This window comes from Candidatus Palauibacter sp., assembly GCF_965197445.1.
Lineage (GTDB): Bacteria > Gemmatimonadota > Gemmatimonadetes > Palauibacterales > Palauibacteraceae > Palauibacter.
Genome location: NZ_CBDANE010000004.1, coordinates 76,882 through 94,148 on the forward strand (window position 1 = coordinate 76,882; position 17,267 = coordinate 94,148).

The window sequence follows — 17,267 nt, forward strand, 5'->3', positions numbered from 1 at the left end:
CGCTGGGGTCAGGGCTGCTAGCCGTACTTCCGGCGATGAAGTTCGGCCGCGCGGGCCGACCACTCCTCGAGGCGGATCCGGGCCCCCAGGCCCTCGCCGAGCGCATCGAGGTCCTCCGCGCTCCATCCGGCGAGATCTCGATACGTCGTGTATCCCAATGCGTGCAGCCGCGACTCGAAGGCGGGCCCGATCCCCTTGATCAGCTTGAGGTCATCCGGCTCGCCGGGCATCCGGCCGGCTGACGCCTCGGTGGAGCCGGGACGCGGCTTGCGGGGGCGACGGCCGCGTTGCCCGACGGCGGTCCCGGCTGCCATCGGATCGACAGTCAGGCCCCCCGCCGGATCGACTTTCGAGAGGCGGGTGTACAACCTGTCTCGCTCGGTCTGGAGCCTGCGCAGCTTCGCCTCCGCCTCGGTTCGCGCACGTTCGAGGGCGCGCTTCGCATCCTCGTCAACGGCGGACAACTGATTGTCGTACTGCCGCTTCAGAGTCAGCTCCCGCCCCGAGATCCTCCGGCCACGTATCACCCACCCGAGAAGGAAACCGGCCAACGTGCCGAGAACCAGCCACACAAACATGGACGGGACTACCTGTACGATCATCTTCAGGTGGACTCCGGGTCCGAAAGCATCGTCCTTCCTCGCCGATCTGACGAGGAAGGGGCCCGGAATGTAGGGTTCCCCAGGACGGAGCCCAACCCCGACAACAACGAAGGGAAGTTTCCGATCGAAGACTGGTTGAGGAGACGCTTCAGCGGAATCATGAAGGCCCCGGACGTTCCGGGGAGTCGGGGCTTGCGACTCGGTGAATCGGGCGAGGGACGACCCATCGGGGGTTTCCGTTTCGGGACGGGGCGCGAGGCTGTGAGCCTCATCGGCGGCTGCCACGCGGATGAACCTGTGGGGCCTCGCCTCCTGCGTCGCCTCGCGGGCTACCTGGAAGGGATCGAGACGGATGATCCCATGCTCACTCGATATCAGTGGTGGATCATCCCGCATATCAACCCCGACGGGGAGGTCCGCAACGCGACGTGGCAGGATCCGGACGCGACCGCCTACGACCTGGGCCGGTACCTGCAGGGCGCCGTGAGGGAGCTTCCCGGCGATGACATCGAGTTCGGGTTCCCGCGTCACCGCGCCGATCCGGGAGCGCGGCCCGAAAACCGTGCGGCGTACGACTGGTGGCACAGCTGCGACCGCCCGTTCGTGCTTCACGCGTCGCTGCACAGCACCGGCTTTGCCGCGGGGCCGTTCTTCCTTATCGATCGGGCGTGGGAGCATTGCTGCGAAGAGCTGAAGGCCGCCTGCCGGGCGCGGGTGGCGGAGCTTGGATACCTGCTCCATGATGTCGAGCGGCGGGGTGAGAAGGGCTTCTTCCGCTTCGAGCGCGGGTTCGCGTCACGACCCGACTCCGAATCCATGGCCGCGCACTTCGAGGGGCTCGGCGATCCCGAGACCGCGTCGCGGTTCTGGCCGAGTTCCATGGAGACCGTGCGCTCGCGGGGGTACGATACACTCACGATCGTTTCCGAGATGCCGCTCTTCATCCTGCCCGGTGTGGGAGAGAAGCTGGGCCCGCCGGATCCGGTCATGGAACGATGGAGGTCGAAGCTCGCCGGGTGGAGGGCGGAACTGTCCGCCGGATGCTGTCCGGGCGCGGTCACTCGGGCCGCCGCGGCGCAGGGGCTGTTTGCCATGCCGGTGGGGGATCAGCTGGTGCTCCAGTGGACGTTCATCGCCGCGGCGCTGCGTCAAACAGGGGCTCCGGGTTGCCCGCCATCTGAAGGCGGGACAACGTGAAATGATGAAAGCCGAAGCCAGGGTGGTCCGGACGGTTGCCGCGGTGCTGGTGTTGACCGCGTGCGGTGATCTCGCGTCCCAGCCGGATCGCGTCCCCCGGAGGCTGGAGATCCTGCCCGCCGACACCAGCGTCCTCGAGGGCGACGCCGTCTCCTATCAGCTGCGAGTGCTGGACGAGAGCGGCGCGGAGTTCCGCGATGTCCCGTCCTGGGCGGCGCCGGAGTGGTCCGTCTCCGACCCGGTCGTCGCCTCCCTCGGGCCGGCCGGACAGGTCACGGGCCGGGAGGGTGGCCGAGACGTGCGCGTGCTGGCGGGCTTTGCGGGGCTGCTTGCCGGGGCCCGGCTGCGCGTGAACCCTCGCATCCTGAAGATCGACGCCCCTGCCGTTCATCTGACGCAGGCGGTGCAGACGCTCGGCGGCGCGGTGCCGCTGATCGCGGGCCGTCCGGCGCTCCTGCGGGTCTTCCTCACGGGTGATCGGCCCAGCTTCTTCCGGCCGAGCCCCCTGGCCACGTTCTACGAGAACGGGGCGCCGATCCACAGCATGCGACTGGACCCGGCGCTGGATCGAATACCGCTGGCGGTCGACGAGGGAGATCTCGACCGATCGTTCAACGGGCAGGTTCCCGGGTGGGTCCTGCAGCCCGGTGTCGGGATGGTGGTCGAACTCGATCCGGACGGCATCGTCCCCGCGACCTCCGGGAGCGCCCGGCGTGTGCCTGCCGAGGGGTGGATGGCCCTTGATGTCCGCGTCCTCCCGACCATGGATCTGACCGTCGTGCCGGTGCATCAGGGCGCGGACAGCCGGCCGGTACTGACCTGGGTCGAGGGGATGACCGCCACGAGCCGCAAGATGAGGTTCTTCCGGTCCGTGCTGCCGATCGGCGAGTTGAACCTCACGATTCGCGAGCCCTGGCGCACGTCCGCGAACCTCGCAAGCCCCGCTGGCTGGTTCGAGCTTCTGCGGGAGATTGACCTGCTTCGCATTACGGAGGCACCGGGCTCCTACCACTACGGTGCATTCGCGGTCCCCCCGGAGTCCCCGTGGCGGGGATTGGGCTACATCGGCCGACCGCTCAGCGTGGGCAACATCAATCACGAAACCTTCGCCCATGAACTGGGTCACAACATGGGGTTGAGGCACGCGCCCTGCGGCGTGGCGCTGAGTCCCGACCCGAACTTCCCCTACGAGGACGGGTCGATCGGCGTGTTCGGATACGAGGCCCGCGGCGGGTTCACGCAAATGGCGGATCCGTCCGAGTACTGGGATCTGATGACGTATTGCGACCCCAGCTGGATCAGCGACTACCACTTTGTGAAGGCCATGAAGTTCCGCCAGGAGCGGGAGACCCTCACCGTGATCGACCGTCGGCAGGAGACGCTGCTGCTCTGGGGGAACGCCGGCGGGGGGGAACTCCTGCTCGATCCCGCATTCGTCATCGACGCCACTCCGAGATTGCCGATCGAAGCAGGGCCCTATCGGCTGGAGGGTTTCGACGCCGGGGGTCGAAGCCTGTTCTCCCTCGCGTTTTCCCCGGACGAACTCGAGTTCGGCGCGGGGCCGTTCGTGTTCGCGATCCCGTACGACGCTGCCTGGGAGGGCCCGCGGGGGCTCGATCACGTCCGGCTCTCGGGTCCGGAGGGTTCGGTGGCGCTGCCCCGATCGGGAGGCCGTCAGGTGGCGCTCGTCACGGACCCCGCGACAGGTCGCCTCCGCGGCATGCTGCGAGATGGAGCGGGGGTGCCCGCGTGGGCGGTCGGGCTGGACATCGTGGTGAGCGACGGCCTGCCGGGCAGCGGGATATCGGGGCCGCGCGAATGAGAGCGCGAGGACGAAGGGTGGGACTGGCGGTCTCCCTGGGCGTAGCCGGATCGGTCCTTGCCTGCGGTGTAGCCGCCGCTCAGATGTCTGCGGAGGTGAGGGGCGGGTTGATGGTGGGGAACCACACCTCCACGGCGGCGGGTCTCGACTGGGTGCCGGAGTTGTCATACGAAATCCGCGTTGCGAGACAACTGCGGCCGGAAGTCGCCCTCACGGCCGGGTTTGTTCGGACGGCATTCGGCTGTGAGGAGGGGTTCTGTCGCGGGAGCGAACCGACTGTGACGGGAAACCATGCCACGCTTGGCGCCGAGTGGTCATGGGCTTGGCTCTGGGGGCGGGCCGGTGCCCTTTACGGCACGACGCGGGTCGGCACCGCAGGGGAGGCGCCGGAGGCCGGCTTCGGGCTTGAGGCCGGCGCCGGGATCCGCATTCGCTTCGGTCGCCTGCGAGTCCGGCCGGGGGTGTCCTGGCGACGTTTGTCCGCAGACACGCCCTCGCGTGCCGATCACGCCGTTGCGGTGGGGGTCGATCTGGGTATCGGACTCGAGTTCGACTAGCAGGCGAGGTTGCCACGGGACTGCCAGGCTTCAGAATCACGGAGGATCGGATGAAACTGCTACACTGCCCACCCCGAGCTGCTCTCCTCCTCCATGCGATGGCGGCAGTCGCGGTCCTGTCCGCCGGTCCGGCCCTCGCGCAATCGCTCGACGACTGGTTGAGCGTGTCCCGGGTCGGAGAATTCGTCTGGTCTCCCGATGGCGACGACCTCTACTACACCTCGAACGCCGACGAGTCCGGCACGCGCGCGATCTTCCGGGTCGCGTCGAGGGGTGGCGCCCCGACGCGACTCGCCTGGCCGCCGCCGGGCAACCGTCCGGAGCCGGCCCAGAACCTGCGGATGTCGCCCGCCGGCGACGAACTCGTCTTCGTTTCCGCCCGCTACTACCAGGGTTACGACAATCTGTGGCGCATCCCGACGTCCCCGGGATCCGGCGGGCCGATGCCCGTCACGTTCAACGACGCGGTGATTGAGACGGCCCCGACGCTCTCGACGGACGGCAGCACGCTCGCGTACCAGGTCCGCACCCCGGCCGGCCCGCGGATCTTCCTGCGGGATCTCGCCGATCCCCGCGCATGGCCCCGTCTCTTCACGGCCGGCGATGCGAACGAGACCGGGCCCCTCTTCTCTCCGGACGGTCGATCCATCGCCTACTCCAGCGGCGGTGACATCCGGGTCCGGACCCTTGGCGGTGCCGAGAGCCGCGCGGTCGTCGACCCCGCGGCCGGAGGCGGCAACGGCAGCTTCACATGGTCCCCGGACGGGACGCGGCTCGCGTTCATCAACCGGCGGAGCGGATGGGCCCAGGTCGCGGTCGCGCACATCGAGACCGGCGAAGTGACGCCGATCACGTACGATGAGCGCGAGCACGGCGACATCTCCTGGTCCCCGCGAGGGGGCTGGCTCGTCTTCACCCGCTCCGACGAGTCGGGCTTCTCGAATCAGGTCGCGGTCGCGCCGGCGGATGGGACGGGGACGCCGGGCGAGATCACCAGCGGAAAGGGCCGGCGCTCCCAGCCTCGCTTCTCACCCGATGGAGACGAACTCGCCTGGATCGAGCAGACGGACACGCGCACCGCGGACATCTGGAAGACCGCCTGGAACGACGGGGACCGGAGCGAGAGTCCGGCTCAGGTCACGCACTCGATGGGACGGATCGACCCGGATCGCTTGAGCGAGGCGGAGGAGGTCTACTACCCCGGGCCCGACAACCTGCCGATCCCGACGCTCCTCTACAGACCGCGCGACTTCGATCCGTCCCGCAGATATCCGGCCATCGTCCGCCTTCACGGCCACCCCGGCCAGTGGAACCACTCGTTCGAGCTGATGCGGCAATACTGGGTCCAGCGCGGGTTCGTGGTGGTGGCGCCCAACCCGCGAGGCAGCCGCGGCTTCGGCCAGGGGTTCCACGATCTCCACATCGCCGACTACGGCGGGGTCGAGTTCCGGGACGTGATGAACGTCCTGCCCTTCCTCGAGGGGCTCGGTTACGTGGACATGACGCGAAAGGCGACGTGGGGCGGATCGGGCGGCGGCTACATGAGCCTCGTCATCGCCACGGAGGCCCCGGAGGCGTTTCAGGCGCAGGTGATCCGGGCGCCGGTGTCGGACTGGCGACTGCTCGCGAATGACCGGTTCGCCGCGTCGGGACGCCACTGGACGGCGGGCCGCACCCCGCGTCGGGAGCGCTCCGAGTTCGGCGGCCCCTACGCCGAGATTCCGGAGGAATACGACCGCCGCTCTCCGGTCAACTTCGCCGAAAACGTCGAGGTCCCGCAGCTGCTCCTGCAGGGACTGAGAGATGCCGCCGTGCCTCCACGCCAGTCGCAGGTCTGGGCGGAGCGGATGCGAGGAGCGGGGAAGGGTGACCTCCTTACGTACATCGAATACCCCGATGAGGACCACAGCCTGCGTCGTTACAAGGCGACGGTGCGCGACATCCTCGAGCGCATGGACGCGTTCCTGACCCTCAATCTGCGACTGCGGGAAGAGACATCCCCATGAGAGTTCGTGCGCTGGCCCACCGAGGCGTGGCCGTGCTCGCCCTGGCCTCCTGCGTCGCGGCTGTCCCTCTGACGGCCCAGTCGTTCGATGTCGTGATCCGCAACGGCCGCATCCTCGATGGTTCGGGGAACCCGTACTTCTTCGCCGATGTCGGCATCCGCGGGGATGAGATCACCGCCATTGGCGACCTTTCCGGAGCGTCGGCGGGCCGGGTCGTGGACGCGGCGGGGAAGTACGTGACGCCCGGGTTCATCGCCCTCCACGAGCACATCGAGCCGGACATCCTCGATGGCTACGGTACGCTGCCCAACTATACGACCCAGGGGTTCACGACCGCCGTCATCAACACCGACGGCTACAACTTCGGTGCCGACGAGCCCCTGTGGCCGCTCGAGCGGGAGCGGGAACTGCTGGAGGCCGCCGGCTCCGCGCTCAACCTGGCGCTCCTCGTCCCGCACGGGATCATCCGCAACATGGTCATGGAGACGGCTCCGGAAGAGGTCATGCGTTACGCGACGCCTGCGGAACTTGACGAGATGCGGGCGCTCGTCCGTCAGGGTATGGAGGCGGGCGCCTTCGGGCTCTCCACCGGACTCGAGTACAACCCGATGCGCTATTCCTCCGAACAGGAAGTGCTGGAGCTGGCGAAGGAGGTGGCTCCCTACGGCGGGCATTTCCAGGCCCACATGCGCAGCCAGGGCCGCTATCCGAAGTGGCAGCTGCCCAGTCACATGAATCACCCGACGCAACGTCACGTGACCTGGATGGACGCGATCATGGAGATCCTCACCATCGGGCGCGAGGCGGGGATTCCGGTGATGATCGATCACATCCATCCCAAGGGTCCACGGGAATGGGGCATGAGCAGGGTCACGACCCAGCTCATCGACCGGATGTGGGAAGAGGGCCATCCGGTCTACCTCAACATGCACTCCTACGAAGGATACTCGGCCTACATCACGCTGATGCCGCGCTGGGCGCTCATAGAGGGAGAAGTCGCGGGGCAGAGCATGGCGGACGACTTCCCGCCCGTCGAATACGGGGACATGCGCGCCAACCTCCGGGCCCGCCTGGCGGATCCGGCCACGCGGGCGATGATCCGCCGTGACGCGGAGTACGAGATGATTCGGCAGGGGGGAGCCGAGAACCTCCTCATCACCGACTTTCCGGATCGATCCCTGGTCGGGAAGACGCTGTACGAGCTGTCGGCCGAGCGCGGTGAGACGCCGTTCGAGACGGCGATCTGGCTGCAGATGAACGGGTTCGACCGGCCGGGCGGCGTCCTCTGGATGGCCCAGGCGGTCGGGACGGAGGACATCGTCGAGTGGATGGTGCAGGACTACACGGCGGTGACGCTCGACCGGGGCGGGGATCGGCCGGACATCCGGGACAACCCGGCCGTGCATCCGGGCCAGTACGGCACCTCCGGCCGCCTGATCCGGGAGCATGTGATGTCGCGCGGGACGATCACGCTTCCGCACGCCATCCGTTCGCTGACCGGCCTCGCCGCCCGGATTCTGCGCCTGCCGGACCGCGGTCGCCTCGATGTCGGCATGAAGGCGGACGTCGTCGTGTTCGACCCGGAGACGATCCGCACCGGAGCGACGTACCTGAACCCGTTCGTCTTCCAGGAGGGCATGACGCACGTCCTCGTCAACGGCGCTTTCGTCGTGGACGAGGGTGCGCCGACGGACGCGCTCCCGGGGGAGGTGTTGAGCCGTCCGGGATCGAAGACGGCGACGACCAGCGAACAGATGCCGGACTGACCGGTCAGGAGGCAGCGTGTTTCGCGTGAATCGGATTCTGACAGCCTCGCTGATCCTGGCGCCGCTGGCGTGCTCTGGGCCCGGCGCCTCCAGTCCCGGCGCCGCGGCAGTCGCGGCACTCGATCTCACGCTGGAGAACATCCACGGAAACAGTTCCGGCGTCCGGGGGGTGTCGCTCTCGCCGGATGGCCGACGCCTCGTGATCTTGGGTTCCGGGCCCGAGGGGGCGGGTCTGTATCTCGCGGAGCGGGGCGAGGCGGACGACTTCGGGGCGCCGCGACTCTGGCTTCAGGGATCGAATCCCTCCTGGGATCCGGACGGCGACCGGGTCGCCTTCGCGCGGGGCGGGGAAATCCGGATTGCGGACGTTGGCGAGGCAGAAGCGCGGCCGGTCGCGGACGACATGGAGGGGGCGAGGGCCCCCGTGTTCTCACCCGACGGGCGGACCATCGCCTTCTATTCCACAAAGAGCGGCCACCAGGACATCTGGCTGGTTCCGGCAGACGGCTCGACTTCTCCGCGCCAGCTGACGGATGCCGCGATGGCGCTGGACGATCCTCGGTTCGTGCCGGCCTGGTCACCGGACGGGCGTGAGATCGCCTACGTCTCGAACGCCTCGGACTACTGGCACGACGACATCTGGATCGTCGACGTCGAGACCGGCGACCGCCGGCAGATCACTCGGACGCTCATGGCGATGTCGTCGCCCGTATGGTCGCCGGAAGGCGACCGCCTCGCCGTGTTCGGGACCGCCAAGGACGAATACTGGTACGAGGACCTCGCCTACATCTACATGATCGAGAATCTGGAGGAGTCCGGGGTCGCGGGCGCCAGCCCCTTGGAGCGGATCGTGGACATGCAGGTCTACGCGACGGACTCGGCCATGCGACACGCGCCGTCGTGGTCGGTGGACGGGCGGTTCATCTACTTCCCCTACCTCGAACGCGGCACGGTGAACGTGTGGGCGGTTCCGGCGTCCGGCGGCGTCGCAACCCGCGTCACGCACATGGGCGGGACGATCTCCGCGCTCAGCCATGTTGCAGGCGCCGAGAGGCTCGCCTTCGCCCACTCGACACCGACGCGCGGAGGCGAAGCGTACACGGTCGAACTGGGAGGCGGCGTCCCCCGCCGGGTGACCTCGTTCTCCCCGGCCTGGCGGTCTGTCGAGGCGCCGCTGGAGGTGTCTTTTTCCAGCTTTGATGGACTGCGGATCCAGGGCTTCCTCTACCGTCCGCCGCAACTCGGAGATGGGGTCGGTTGCCCGGCTCTGGTCCAGGTCCACGGGGGCGGTACGAACTCCTATCAGCAGGGGCTGAATCTCACCGAGCAGTACCTGGCTTCGAGAGGGTTCGTCGTGCTTGCGATCAACTACCGGGGCGGGTCGGGGTTCGGGCGCGAGTTCCAGGACATGTCCGTCGAAGACTGGTTGTGGGACCAGGCGCGAGATGCGGGGGCGGCGGCCGATTACCTGCGCACGCTCCCCTATGTGAATGGCAAGGTCGGGATCTACGGAGGCAGCTACGGCGGGAGCATGTCGCTGTCGGCGGTCAGCCTGACACCGGACAAGTTCGACGCCGCCGTTCCGATGCGAGGCGCCTACTCGAAGCTGAACACGCTCGAGTACACGGATCGGCTGGGCAAGATCTTCTCCGTCACCGGGCACGGGGGAACCCCTGAAGAGAGGCCCGACACGTACGCGAAGAGCAATGTCGTCTCACGTATCGCCGAGATCACGGCCCCGGTGCTCCTGATGCACGGCGAACTCGACCGACGGGTCCCGATCCAGAACTTCGAGAACGCCGTGGCCGAATTCGAGCGACTCGGCAAGCGGGTCGAAGTGAAGACGTATCCGGAGGAAGGCCACGGCTTCCGCAACCCTGACAACCGTATCGACATGTACTCGCGGCTCGAGGCATTCTTCACGCGTCATCTCGACGGCTGCGCCCCGGCCTGAATCCCTCTCCAGCTCGGAAACCGCGAGTGGCGGCCCCTCGTACGAGAGCACCATGAGGGCGGACACGCGCCCATCGACGATCCCGAAGATGTATCGAGAGGATAGAGGTGAGGAACCCATCGACTGCGGCGATCCTGAGTCTGTTCGTGCCGGGCCTGGGGCAGTTCTACAATGGGAAGATCCTGCGCGGGCTGTTCTGGCTGGTCGTGACCCCCGGCCTTTGGATCGGGACCGGCGGCCTATGGGGCTGGGTCTGCCATCTGGTCTCGGCGCTGACGGCGTACGGCTACGCAAAGAGGTTTTCCGCCCGTTGACCTGAACCCGGGTCGACCGGGCGGCCGTCGGTTCGGCCACCCGGTCACAGGGTCCATCAGGGGACGCGTTCGAAGCGGCCGTAGTAGTCCATCTCGACGCCGGTCACGCGGGCCATGTCGTCCAGAATAAATGAAACGCCGATGCGAACGTCGCCGAACCACGCGTCGAATCGGTCGACATGCCAATGCTCGAGCGGCATCCGGATTGGCCTCTCCCGGCCATCGAACTCGGCGACCAGCCGGAGTTCACCCGTGGGCTCCCCGGCCGAGCCCGCGGGCCCATTCGCCGACCCACTACCGTCGGTGCCGGCCGAGGCGTCAGCCGCAGGACGCTCGTGCAGCCCCGGCGTCCCGTCCCAACGGCCCAGGCGGCCCTCCGCGGGCATGAGGGGCGGAACGGGTGCGTCCGTCAGGCGAACCCGCAACTCACCTGCATAGCCGTTCCGATAGGTCCCGACGTATGTCTCGAGAGGGACGGACGGGCCCCGGTCGAGCCGGGCAGCCCGGCGCGCCATCTGTGCGTCAAGGACCCGACGGTTCCCGTCGGCGACTTGCCGCTCGTGTTCCGCGTGCCAGTCGCGGCCCCGCAGTTCCTCGTCACCCAGGAACCGCGCCAGCGCCCACTTCGTGAGCACCCAGGGCAACTCGGAGTTCCGGTTGGTCGTCGCCCACACGCCGAACCCGTGTTCGGGTGCCAGCGCGATCGAGCAGTTGAAGCCCAGGGCGTTCCCCCCGTGGCCCACGGCAGTGATGTTCCCGAACCTCCCCGTGGACCAGCCCATCGCATACGCCCCAGGCCCTTCGAACGGCATCCAGCTGCTCGGGTTCCGGATCACGGTGTGCGGCGTATGCATGAGGGCCACGGATGATGCGGACAGCGGCGGATTCGGGTGGGTACCGACGTGGAGCCGCATCCATTCCGTGATTTCGTCCGCCGACGTGATCACACCGCCGGAAGGCACAGTGACGTCTTCGGCGTACTGCCAGGGCACGGGCTCCAGCGGCATTCCCGTGGTCGCCGCGTCCCCCTCGAACCTCCGTTGGACGATCGCGTGCGGCTCGGCGTGGTTGGGACTCGCGTTGGCGGGCCCCATGCGCGCCGTTGTCGTCGTCATGCCCAGCGGATTCCAGAGCCTCTCTCGCGCGTAGGAATCCCAGTCCGTTCCCGAAACGGTTTCTACGAGATGGCCCGTCAGAACGAGCATGTCGTTCGTATAGCCGTAGTGATCCCGGAACTGATGGGCGGGCTCGATGTACGGGAGGCGCTTCAGATAGTCGCGCCGGTCCACGACGAGCGGCCGCAGCGGCTGGTTGCTCCCGGTCCCGACGCGGTGCGTGACGATGTCACGGATGCGAATCTCACGAGTGGTCCAGGGGTCATGCAGGCGGAACCACGGGACGTGGTCCGTGATGCGGTCGTCCCATGACAGGCGGCCGTCCTCGACCAGGGCGGCCAACGTCGCCGCGCCGAAGGCCTTTGAGCACGAGCCGATGCTGAACAGCGTCCCTCCATCGACTCGCTCGGGCTTCCCCAGTTCGCGGACTCCGTAGCCGGTGGCGAGGAAACTCTCACCCTTGTGTACGATGGCCAGCCCCATCCCGGGTACCTCCCACCGCGTCATCGCGTCCTCGACCCAGGCGTCGATCTCCTCCACTGCGGGAGGAGCCGGGGGCCAGGATTGTGCTCCGACGGCGGGCACGGCGAGCAGGATGGCCGCCCCGACGATGCCGGCGGTGAATCCGCCGCTCCGGTGCGGTCGGCGTCTGGCAAGACGGTTGAGCGACGTCATCATGACCTCCTTCTCAAGTTCGCTACGGGAGCCCGAACACCCAGAGGACGCTGCCCGCAGCCGTTACGATGCGTTGTTCGCCGTCCACCTCGAACGACATCGGGTTCGTGCGGACGGCCGCCCCGGCCTGGAAGTCCCACAGAGCTTCCCCCGTCTCCGCGTCGAGCGCGAAGATGTTTCCTTCGTTGCTTCCGCCGAATACGAGGCCGCCCCGCGTGGCCATCACCCCGGCCCACGGAGGGGAGAGCAGGGGGAACTCCCACTCGAGCTCTCCCGTGAGCACGTCCAGTGCCTTGACCGCTCCGCTCGCGTCGTCGCCCGACAAGGCCTGCTCGCCGCCGCCGAGGAAAGGCTGCCCCGGCTCGTACTCGACCTCCGACTTGTAGTAGACAGCGCCCATGATCCGCGTCGCCTGATAGAAGAGCCCCGTATCCGGGCTGTACGACGGACTGAACCAGTTCGCGGTGCCTTGCAGGCTGGGCCACACGAGATTCCCCTCTTCCGTCGGCTCCGTGCCCGGGATCACGATCGGCCGGCCGTTCTCGTCGAGGCCTTCCGCCCACGTCTGCTTCGAATACGGAACCCCGTGCAGAAACTCTCCGGTCTCGCGGTCGAGCACGTAGTAGAAGGCGTTCCGGTTCGCCGTCACGAGCAGCTTGCGGGGCGCACCTTCCCACTCGGCGTCGACCAGCACCTGAATCTCCGTCGCGTCCCAGTCGTGCGTGTCGTGGGGCGTGTACTGGAAGTACCACTGGATCTCCCCGGTGTCCGGGTCGAGGGCGAGGATACAGTTGGTGTAGAGGTTGTCTCCCGGTCGCGCATCCCCATTCCAGTCGGGCGCCGGGTTACCCGTGGGCCAGTAGAGCAGGTCGAGTTCGGGGTCGTACGAGCCCGTCAGCCACGTCGACCCGCCGCCGTGCTCCCAACTGTCGCCACCCCACGTTTCGCTGCCCGGCTCACCGGGGCCGGGGATGGTGTAGGTGCGCCACACGAGTTCCCCGGTCGCCGCGTCGTACGCGTCGATGAACCCGTTCGCGCCGGCCTCGGCGCCGGACATGCCGACGATGACCTTCCCGTCGAGCGCGAGCGGCGCCAGGGTGATCGAGAAGCCGAGGTCGTTGTCCGCGACCTCCACCTCCCAGCGGACCGCGCCCGAACGCGCATCCAGCGCCACGAGCCGCGCGTCGAGCGTTCCCACATAAAGGGTCTCGTCGAGGATCGCCACGCCGCGGTTCACGCGCGGAAAGCCGATGTTCTTCGTCGCGGCCGGTACATCGGCAGACCAGTACCACAGGCGGCGACCGGTACGCGCGTCGAGCGCACTCACGTTGCTGGGCGGCTCCGTCACGTACATGACCCCGTCCACCACGACCGGCGTCGTCTCGATGAGTCCGCCGCTCATCTGGTAGGCCCAGATGACCTTGAGGTCGCCGACGTTCCCCCGCTGGACCTGGTCGAGCGCCGAGAAACGGTGAGACGCGTAGTTGCCCGAGTACGTGAGCCAGTTGTGTGGCTCGGCGTCCGCGTTCAGGAGGCGCTCGAACGGGACCTGGGCGACCGCTCCCGAGGCGGCGCCGCTCCACAGCAGAGCCCCCATCGCGAGTGCGGCAGTCGCGGAAGCCATCATGATCCATCTCCGAGGCCTGCGAGGTAGGCGACGAGATCGTCGACATCCGCTTCCGTCATGTTGTCCACAGCGGGCATCAGCGAGTGATCGAACTGCTTTTCGAGTTCCACGAGATCGTCCTTGCGCAGCGAAACCGTGCGGCCCGAGATGGACCGCAACTGGATCGTGAACGCGTCCTCGTTCACGCGCATGCCCGTGATGACGCGGCCCTCGCGCGTAACCGCGCGGACGGGCAGGTATCCCCTGAATCCTCGCAGGAGGCCCTGCCTCGAGACCGGCAACTCGGCTTCGGGCGATCGCAGGGACGCATAGAGGTATTCGACCCCGCGGCGCACACCGATGCCCGTGAGTTCGGGTCCGATGCCCGTCCCCTGGCCCTCGATGACGTGGCAGGAGTAGCAGTCCCCGGCGGTCGCGAACACCTCGCCTCCCCGGCGGGCGTCTCCCGCGACCTCCACAACGGCGTCCTCGCCCAGCGTAAGGACGTACGCCGCGACGAGATCGGCCTCGAGATCGGGAATAAGGTTGCCCCGCGTTCCAGGCATTCCCGTGCCCGGTATCCCGCGACGGATCACCTGGACAAGGGAGGCATGGTCCGGAGCGCGGGGCAGGGTGGGGCGCGCCAGGCTTGGCCCTTCACCGCCCCGGCCCAGCATTCCGTGGCACCGACCACAGTGGGCCTGGTAGAACACCTCGCCACGGGCGAGGCCCGCCTCCGTCACCTCCAGCGGGTCCTGGGCCATGGCCGGACCCGCCAGCGCGAGCGTACTCGCCGCCAGCGCCGAAAGGCACAGACTCAGACGGAGACATCGCATGACCATCCTCCTCCGTTGGCGTCCTCTCATGCCGCAAACCAACGTAGCGATCCAGCCGGCCGTCACGGAACCAGCGCCTCCGCCTCCAGGATCCAGCGCGTGAGCCACGCCACGTTTCTGGACATGAGATCTCGCTGTAGACGGGGCGACCTTACTCCATGTGGCTGATCAGGATACAGGACAAGCGTCGTCGGTGCCTTGCCGATCGCGCGAACCGCCTCGAAGAACTGGATGCTCTGTTCCGCCGGAACCCTCTCATCCTTCTCACCCACCTGAATCAGGAGCGGTGTCGTCACGTTCTCCACATGACGGTACGCGGAGCGCTCCTCGTAGAGGTCCCAGTCTTCCCAGGGCCTCGGACCGAGATACGTGTGGTAGAACTCGGGGATGTCCGTCTGGGAATACATCGAGATCAGGTCGTTCGCTCCCGCCCCCGCGCTCGCCGCCTTGAAGCGATCCGTCTGTGTGATGCCCCAGTAGGTGTGGTGCCCCCCGAAGCTCCACCCGCTCACCGCGAGCCGGTCGGGGTCGGCGATCCCGCGGTCGATCATCGCGTCGACTCCGGAGTCGATGTCGACCCAGTCACGGCCCGAGATGTCTCCGCGGTTGAGGCCGCGAAAACGCTCCCCGTAACCGCTCGATCCCCGGTAGTTCGGTTGCAGGACCGCGAACCCCATCCCCGCGTAGACCTGCACCGGGTAGGCGCCGCGTGTCGCGTTGAAGCGATCCGAGGAGATGCCCGACGGGCCGCCGTGGATCACGAGGACCATCGGCACCCGGTCACCGTCCTCGTACCCGACGGGCAGCGTGAGCACGCCCTCGATCTCCTCGCCTCCGGCCCGTGACGGCCAACGTTCGACCCGCTGCTCGCCCAGGGCGAGATCCGCGAACTGCGGGTTGATTGCAGTCTTTCTCTCGGGCCGGAATTCGCGGGTCGGGGTCACGAAGACATCGGGCGGCGCGGCTCCGTCCTCCGCCGTCAGCGCCAGAACGCTCCCATCCTCGGATGCGGAGACGCCCGAGTAGTAGTGCCGGCCGTCGGTGAGATCGACAGGAGACCCCGCCGCGGCTCCGTCCTCGAGGTCGATCCGGTACAGCGTCGCGCCCGTACGCCGAGCCGCGGCGACGATCAATTGCGAACCGTCGACATGCACGAGGTTCGCGTTCGCGTCCAGCGCGGCCGTGAGGGAGACCGCCTCCAAAGCCGTGCCGTCTTCCGCGAACGGCACCCGCCACAGCTGCCGATTGAACGTACCGAGCAGATGCCCGGAGCCGGACACGATGAGGCCAGCCTCGTCGTCCCACGCGACCGGGTTCTCTCCGCCCGGCATCGAGGTGACGCTGCGGGCCTCGGTCTCCGCCCCCGACTGCACGTAGGTCGCCCCGTAGTAGTTGGTTCGCAGCACGGGGGACGAACGCGCGCCGAACGCTACGGCTCGCGAATCGGGGGACCACACGAAGGCCTGCACATGGAGGCCGTCCGGCGACCACTTCACCGCCTCGCCCGCCACGTCGTCCTCGAGTTCGGCGACGTAGAGTTGCGACCACTGCTCCGTGTAGACCGAGTCCCAGACGATGGGACGGCCACGGATCTCCTCGAGTTCGCGGTCCGCCTCGGTGGGCGAGGGACTCGCCACGAATCCCAGCCGCCGGCCGTTGGGCCCGAAGCGGAAGCTCCCGACCGATGTCTCGTGAGACGTCACCTGCCACGCCTCGCCGCCGTCGGGCCGGATCCCGTAGATCTGCCGCTCCCCCTCGCGGTCCGACGAGAACGCGAGCCAGCCCCCCGACGGGTGCCAGACAGGCGAGTCGTCGGAACCCGGCCGGAAGGTGAGCTGGCGCACATCCGGGGGGCCCCCCGCCGCCGGGACGACCCACACGTCGGTCTCCTGGCGGTCCTCCTGCATGTCCCGTTCGGTAACGACGTACGCCACCCAGCGGCCGTCCGGGCTGATCGCGACCTGCGACAGGTTTCTCACCGCGAGGACATCCTCGACGGTCATCGGCCGGGCATCCTGGGCCGATAACCCATCAGCCCGGCCGATGTCCGACACGACGATGCAGGAGAGAGCGAGACCGACTGCAGTGGGACGGGAGCCCGGGAAGATGACCCTGCGCATGGCACACACCTGAAGTTGAAGAATTCGTTTCACCTATTCGCCGCTCAAGCCCTTGTAGAGCATGATGAACGCCGCGGCCTGCACGGCGTGGTACAGCGCGTTGTGATCGAACCACACTGGATGGATGGAAATCTGAAGCTGCTGGATCGCGGCCGCCGCGTAGGTAAGGCCGAACCCGATCAGCCCTGCCTTCCGGCTCGCCGTGCGGCGGCGGGCATACGCGCTCGCGAATCGCACGGTCAGGTAGATCACGGCGGGCAGGTAGAAGGCGATCGCGAGGACGAAGGCGTGCAGGCCCGTGAGCACGAGCACGACATAGATGACGAAGGCAACCGCCGCGATACGCGTCACCCATTGCGCACCCGCACTCCGCGTGCCCACATGGGCGCCGAGCCCCCAGGCCGCCAGGCCGGCCGCGCCAACGGAGAGCAGCGTCGCCGGCCAAAGCGCGCGGTATCCGACGGTCATCGGTTCGGGGAAGAAGCCGTGCACCGTACCACCGAACAGTGCCGCCGCGCCCGAGCCGACGAACAGCGCCGCGGTCCATGGGCGGAGGTCGGCCCTCACCGTCGAACGCGCGCGCCACGCAAGCACCGCGCACAGAAGCGTCAGCCCGTAGTCGGTCAGCGTTACAGCCGGCTCGTTCAAGGTCCCGCCCCTCCGGTTGGAGCATCAACCGCCCTCTGATCGGTATTGT

Annotated in this window: 13 protein-coding genes; 7 read left to right on the top strand and 6 right to left on the bottom strand. The window is 67.8% G+C overall.

Translation table 11 applies throughout. The features are described from left to right. Positions 1–17: 17 nt before the first annotated feature. Positions 18–602, bottom strand: coding sequence for a hypothetical protein (locus ACN9M6_RS04185; protein WP_419161667.1), 585 nt, complete (start codon positions 600–602; stop codon positions 18–20). A 192-nt stretch (positions 603–794) separates the two neighbouring features. Between ACN9M6_RS04185 and ACN9M6_RS04190 the strand changes: the two genes are divergently transcribed. The 7 genes from ACN9M6_RS04190 (at position 795) to ACN9M6_RS04220 (ending at position 10,218) form a co-directional block, all read left to right on the top strand. Then, positions 795–1,799 carry a M14 family zinc carboxypeptidase gene (locus ACN9M6_RS04190; RefSeq protein ID WP_419161668.1) on the top strand — a complete coding sequence of 335 codons (1,005 nt, stop codon included), beginning with the start codon at positions 795–797 and terminating at the stop codon, positions 1,797–1,799. 1 nt (position 1,800) lies between these two features. Beyond that, positions 1,801–3,621: a M66 family metalloprotease gene (locus tag ACN9M6_RS04195; RefSeq protein WP_419161669.1), complete on the top strand. Its 1,821-nt coding sequence runs from the start codon at positions 1,801–1,803 to the stop codon at positions 3,619–3,621. After that, on the top strand, positions 3,618–4,178 hold the full coding sequence (locus ACN9M6_RS04200) for a hypothetical protein (protein WP_419161670.1): 561 nt from the start codon (positions 3,618–3,620) through the stop codon (positions 4,176–4,178). Before ACN9M6_RS04195 ends, ACN9M6_RS04200 begins: the two co-directional genes overlap by 4 nt. 50 nt (positions 4,179–4,228) lie before the next feature. Continuing rightward, positions 4,229–6,184, top strand: a complete 1,956-nt coding sequence (locus tag ACN9M6_RS04205; RefSeq protein ID WP_419161671.1) for a prolyl oligopeptidase family serine peptidase — start codon at positions 4,229–4,231, stop codon at positions 6,182–6,184. Then, on the top strand, positions 6,181–7,950 hold the full coding sequence (locus ACN9M6_RS04210; protein WP_419161672.1) for an N-acyl-D-amino-acid deacylase family protein: 1,770 nt from the start codon (positions 6,181–6,183) through the stop codon (positions 7,948–7,950). Before ACN9M6_RS04205 ends, ACN9M6_RS04210 begins: the two co-directional genes overlap by 4 nt. A gap of 16 nt (positions 7,951–7,966) precedes the next feature. Further along, positions 7,967–9,904 (top strand): prolyl oligopeptidase family serine peptidase, encoded by a 1,938-nt coding sequence (locus ACN9M6_RS04215; protein WP_419161673.1) that lies wholly within the window; start codon positions 7,967–7,969, stop codon positions 9,902–9,904. Positions 9,905–10,011: 107 nt separating this feature from the next. Beyond that, the gene (locus tag ACN9M6_RS04220) at positions 10,012–10,218 is read left to right on the top strand and encodes a DUF5683 domain-containing protein (RefSeq protein ID WP_419161674.1); all 207 of its coding nucleotides are present in this window, start codon (positions 10,012–10,014) and stop codon (positions 10,216–10,218) included. Positions 10,219–10,274: 56 nt separating this feature from the next. Here the strand turns inward: ACN9M6_RS04220 and ACN9M6_RS04225 are convergent, their stop codons facing one another. The 5 genes from ACN9M6_RS04225 to ACN9M6_RS04245 all read right to left on the bottom strand — a co-directional run bounded on the left by ACN9M6_RS04225 (position 10,275) and on the right by ACN9M6_RS04245 (position 17,218). Beyond that, positions 10,275–12,011, bottom strand: coding sequence for a serine hydrolase (locus tag ACN9M6_RS04225; protein ID WP_419161675.1), 1,737 nt, complete (start codon positions 12,009–12,011; stop codon positions 10,275–10,277). Positions 12,012–12,030: 19 nt separating this feature from the next. Next, positions 12,031–13,635 (bottom strand): pyrroloquinoline quinone-dependent dehydrogenase, encoded by a 1,605-nt coding sequence (locus ACN9M6_RS04230; RefSeq protein ID WP_419161676.1) that lies wholly within the window; start codon positions 13,633–13,635, stop codon positions 12,031–12,033. Continuing rightward, positions 13,632–14,450, bottom strand: coding sequence for a c-type cytochrome (locus ACN9M6_RS04235; RefSeq protein ID WP_419161677.1), 819 nt, complete (start codon positions 14,448–14,450; stop codon positions 13,632–13,634). Before ACN9M6_RS04235 ends, ACN9M6_RS04230 begins: the two co-directional genes overlap by 4 nt. Before the next feature lie 62 nt (positions 14,451–14,512). Beyond that, the gene (locus ACN9M6_RS04240) at positions 14,513–16,603 is read right to left on the bottom strand and encodes a prolyl oligopeptidase family serine peptidase (RefSeq protein ID WP_419161678.1); all 2,091 of its coding nucleotides are present in this window, start codon (positions 16,601–16,603) and stop codon (positions 14,513–14,515) included. Then, complete coding sequence (locus tag ACN9M6_RS04245) at positions 16,604–17,218, bottom strand: DUF6962 family protein (protein ID WP_419161679.1); 615 nt, start codon at positions 17,216–17,218, stop codon at positions 16,604–16,606. Positions 17,219–17,267 lie beyond the last annotated feature (49 nt).

What these genes read in the sequence shown, in the direction of transcription:
- ACN9M6_RS04230 (WP_419161676.1), bottom strand. Translation starts at nt 13,635, where the DNA reads ATGATGGCTTCCGCGACTGCCGCACTCGCGATGGGGGCTCTGCTGTGG.
- ACN9M6_RS04195 (WP_419161669.1), top strand. Translation starts at nt 1,801, where the DNA reads ATGATGAAAGCCGAAGCCAGGGTGGTCCGGACGGTTGCCGCGGTGCTG.
- ACN9M6_RS04210 (WP_419161672.1), top strand. Translation starts at nt 6,181, where the DNA reads ATGAGAGTTCGTGCGCTGGCCCACCGAGGCGTGGCCGTGCTCGCCCTG.
- ACN9M6_RS04225 (WP_419161675.1), bottom strand. Translation starts at nt 12,011, where the DNA reads ATGATGACGTCGCTCAACCGTCTTGCCAGACGCCGACCGCACCGGAGC.
- ACN9M6_RS04200 (WP_419161670.1), top strand. Translation starts at nt 3,618, where the DNA reads ATGAGAGCGCGAGGACGAAGGGTGGGACTGGCGGTCTCCCTGGGCGTA.
- ACN9M6_RS04185 (WP_419161667.1), bottom strand. Translation starts at nt 602, where the DNA reads ATGATCGTACAGGTAGTCCCGTCCATGTTTGTGTGGCTGGTTCTCGGC.
- ACN9M6_RS04235 (WP_419161677.1), bottom strand. Translation starts at nt 14,450, where the DNA reads ATGCGATGTCTCCGTCTGAGTCTGTGCCTTTCGGCGCTGGCGGCGAGT.
- ACN9M6_RS04205 (WP_419161671.1), top strand. Translation starts at nt 4,229, where the DNA reads ATGAAACTGCTACACTGCCCACCCCGAGCTGCTCTCCTCCTCCATGCG.